Below are 3,944 nucleotides of genomic sequence, written 5' to 3'. Positions count from 1 at the left end.
CGCCGGAGCGAGCAGCGGCAGGCAACACCCCGCCGCCCCGGTGCGCGGCTGGGTGCGGGGCAGCGGGGTGTGACGCCGGTTGCGTGCGCGGGTGCCGCCCGGCGACGCCGGATGCCGCTCTACTACGATCTGTCAAGATGCCGCGCGGTAGGGCCCGCGCGCATCACCACGGAGTTCGACACAGGGAGCGAGATGTCGTTGGTGAACGCTGCGCACGGGCGCAGTGAGCACACCAGCGCCGTGCATCCCACTGGCGAGTCCCCAGCCGGTGGCCGGCGAGGGTTGCGGGACGTCCTCGGCGCGTACGCCGCGCTCGCCAAGCCGCGGGTGATCGAGCTGTTGCTCGTCACCACGATCCCGGCGATGTTCCTCGCCGGGCGCGAGATCCCGTCCCCGTGGCTGGTGCTGGTCACGTTGCTCGGCGGCACCATGGCCGCGGGCAGCGCCAACGCGCTGAACTGTGTGATCGACGCCGACATCGACAAGGTCATGAACCGCACCCGGCGGCGTCCGCTGGTGCGTGACTCGGTGCCCCGGCGGGGTGCCCTCGTCTTCGGCCTGGCACTGGCCGCGGGCTCGTTCGCCGTGCTGTACCTCGCGGTGAACCTGCTCGCCGCCGTGCTGGCGGTGGCCACGATCCTGTTCTACATCTTCGTCTACACGCTCGTGCTCAAGCGACGCACGCCGCAGAACGTGGTCTGGGGCGGCGCGGCCGGGTGCATGCCCGTGGTCATCGGCTGGGCCGCCGTCGAGGGCACCGTGTCCTGGCCCGCGTTCGTGATGTTCGGTGTCATCTTCTTCTGGACGCCACCGCACACCTGGGCGCTGGCGATGAAGTACCGCGACGACTACGAGCGCGCCGGGGTGCCGATGCTGCCCGTCGTGGCGCCGCCGAGGCACGTGGCCCGGCAGATCGTGATCTACTCCTGGGTGATGGTCGGCTGGACCCTGCTGCTGGCCCCGGCCACGAGCTGGCTCTACGCCGGCTTCGCCGGGCTGGCCGGGGCGTGGTTCCTGTTCTACGCGCACCGCCTGTACGCGGCGGTCGCGCGAGGCGAGACGACGAAGCCGATGGCGCTGTTCCACCGCTCGAACACCTACCTGATGATCGTGTTCTGCGCCCTCGCGGTGGACTCCGCGATCGGGCTCGAGGTGCTCGGCCTGCCCTTCTGATCCGGCCGCGCCACCCGGCCGCGTGGAGTGCGCGGTGAAGCCGGTCGCCGCGGGAATTCACCGCGGGCGGCGTTCGTTGTGTCTCCGGCCAGCTTGTTCTTCCCCGATCGTGAAGGTGGACCGATCGTGTCCGTGTCCCCGTACCACCGGGAACCCGACAGCACCGCCACGTCCGGCACCGGGCCGTCCGGACCCGGGCCCGGACGCGGCGCGTACTCCGCCGACCTCGCGGCCGAGCAGGAGTACGTCTCCGGGCTCTACGCCCGGCTCGACGCCGAGCGCGAGCTCGCGGACCAGCGGCTCACCGAGGCGTTGCGCGGTACCGGCGGACCACCGCAGGCCCAGGCCGAGCGCGAGGCCGCCACCGCCACCTACAGCGACCGGCTCGCGCAACTCAACGCGGTCGAGCAGGGCCTGGTCTTCGGCAGGCTCGACTTCGTTCCGGACCGCGACACCGACTCGCCGATCTACATCGGCCGCCTCGGCCTGTTCGACGAGAGCGACGACTACCGGCCGCTGCTGGTCGACTGGCGCGCCCCGGTCGCGCGCCCGTTCTACCTGGCCACGGCCGCGTCCCCGGACGGCGTGCGCCGCCGCAGGCACATCCGCACTCTCTCCCGGCGCGTGGTCGGCCTCGATGACGAAGTGCTCGACCTCGGCTCCGGCGAGCACAGCGACCACCTCGGGCTCGCGGGTGAGGCCGCGTTGCTGGCCGCGCTGGAGCGGCGGCGCACCGGTGAGATGTCCGACATCGTCGCCACGATCCAGGCCGAGCAGGACCGGATCATCCGCGCCGACCCCGGCGGCGTGCTGGTCGTGCAGGGTGGCCCTGGCACCGGCAAGACCGCCGTCGCCCTGCACCGCGCGGCCTACCTGCTCTACACCTACCGCCACCAGCTCACCAGCCGTGGCGTGCTGGTGGTCGGCCCGAACAGCACGTTCCTGCGCTACATCGGCCAGGTCCTGCCGTCACTGGGAGAGACCGGGGTGTTGCTGGCCACGGTGGGCGAGCTGTTCCCCGGGCTCACCGCGACCGGACTGGACACGCCGGAGGCCGCCGAGATCAAGGGCAGGCCGGCGATGACCGAGGTCCTGGAGCGGGCCGTGCGCGACCGGCAGTGCGTGCCGGACGACGTGCTGGAGATCGACGTCGAGGGTGACGTCCTCACCCTGGACCGCGAGACCTGCGAGCGGGCCCGCGCCAAGGCCCGGGACACGCTCAAGCCGCACAACCTCGCCCGCAGGGTGTTCGTGGACCGGCTGCTGGACGCGCTGGCGGCGCAGTCGGCGGCGAAGCTGGAGGCCGGCGTCCTCGATGATCTGCCGGACATTCCGCTGGCCGAGGACGAGACGGCCGACGCTCCTCTGCTCGACGTCCGGGACCACGCGACGATCCGCCAGGAGCTGTCCGAGGACCCGGCCGTGGGCGCGGCGTTGCGGTCGTTGTGGCCCAAGCTGACCCCGCAGGAGCTGCTCAGCGATCTGCTCACCACACCCGAGCGGCTCGCCTCGGCGACCCGGGACCATCTCACCGACGCCGAGCGGGACACGCTGCTGCGGCGTCCCGGCGCGTTGTGGACGCCCGCCGACGTGCCGCTGCTGGACGAACTGGCGGAGCTGCTCGGCGAGGACGACACCGAGGCGCGCGAGCGGCGCGCCCGCCGGGAGCGGGAGGAACGCGCCTACGCCGAGGGCGTGCTGCACGTTCTCGAACAGGACGAGGAGATCATCGACGAGGAGATCGTGCGGGTCCGCGACGTGCTCGACGCGGAGCTGCTCGCCGAGCGCCAGGAGGCCAGCAGCGGCCTCACGGCGGCGCAACGCGCCGCGATGGACCGGTCGTGGACCTTCGGGCACGTGATCGTGGACGAGGCCCAGGAGCTGTCGGCGATGGACTGGCGGCTGCTCATGCGGCGCTGTCCGAGCCGGTCGATGACGGTGGTCGGCGACGTCAGCCAGACCGGCTCGGCGGCGGGGACCTCGGCATGGGCGGACGTGCTCTCGCCGTATGTGGCCGACCGGTGGCGGCTGCGCGAACTTACCGTCAACTACCGCACGCCCGCCGAGATCATGACGGTCGCGGCCCGAGTGCTCGCCGAGATCGACCCGCAGCTTTCCGCGCCGGTCTCGGTGCGCGAGACGGGGGAGCGGCCGTGGCAGCGAAGGCTGCCCCGGTCCGAGGTCGCCGCGCGGCTGCCCGGCCTCGCCGGTGCGGAGCTGGCCACACTGGACGGTGGCACGCTGGGCGTGCTCTGCCCGGCGGGCCTTGAGGGCGCCCTCGCCGCCGAACTGGCGCAGACGCCACCTGTGTTGGCGTGCAGTCAAGGCCTCCCTGACTGCACTCAACGCAGTGAAGGAGGCCTTGACGGCACGCCAACCGGTGGTGACCACAGGGGCGGCGGGGCGGACGAACGCGAGACGCCGACGGTGTCGGTTCTCACGGTCGACCGAGCCAAGGGCCTCGAGTTCGACGGGGTGATCGTGGTGGCACCGGACGAGATCGTGGCCGAGTCCGCGAGAGGCACCAACGATCTCTACGTCGCCCTCACCCGGGCGACCCGGCGGCTCGGCGTCGTGCACACCGGCGCACCGCTTGCCGCGCTGTCAGGCGACGACAGTGGCGCGGTGACACCCGGCTAGGGTGTCCACATGCGCAAAGCTGGCACAGTGATTACCGTGGCGGCCGCCGCCGCGGCGCTCGCGGCGTGCTCCCCGCCGAACGAGCAGCCCTCGGACCTGCCGCCGGGTGCCGAGCCCTCGCCCACGACGCA

2 protein-coding genes and 1 pseudogene are annotated in these 3,944 nt (G+C 72.4%); all 3 read left to right on the top strand.

Features of this window, described 5'->3' with window-relative positions; genetic code table 11:
* Window positions 1-192: 192 nt before the first annotated feature.
* Window positions 193-1,173 carry a heme o synthase gene (locus tag SACSA_RS0103335; protein WP_028661488.1) on the top strand — a complete coding sequence of 327 codons (981 nt, stop codon included), beginning with the start codon at window positions 193-195 and terminating at the stop codon, window positions 1,171-1,173.
* 126 nt (window positions 1,174-1,299) lie between these two features.
* Window positions 1,300-3,813, top strand: a complete 2,514-nt coding sequence (locus SACSA_RS0103330; protein WP_019813473.1) for a HelD family protein — start codon at window positions 1,300-1,302, stop codon at window positions 3,811-3,813.
* A 9-nt stretch (window positions 3,814-3,822) separates the two neighbouring features.
* Window positions 3,823-3,944 (top strand): annotated as a pseudogene (locus tag SACSA_RS26555) (FKBP-type peptidyl-prolyl cis-trans isomerase); the annotation flags it as partial.

The sequence above is a fragment of the Saccharomonospora saliphila YIM 90502 genome (assembly GCF_000383795.1).
GTDB classification, from domain to species: domain Bacteria; phylum Actinomycetota; class Actinomycetes; order Mycobacteriales; family Pseudonocardiaceae; genus Saccharomonospora; species Saccharomonospora saliphila.
Note: the sequence above shows the minus strand (reverse complement) of the source record. Positions and strands in the feature narration are given on the sequence as shown.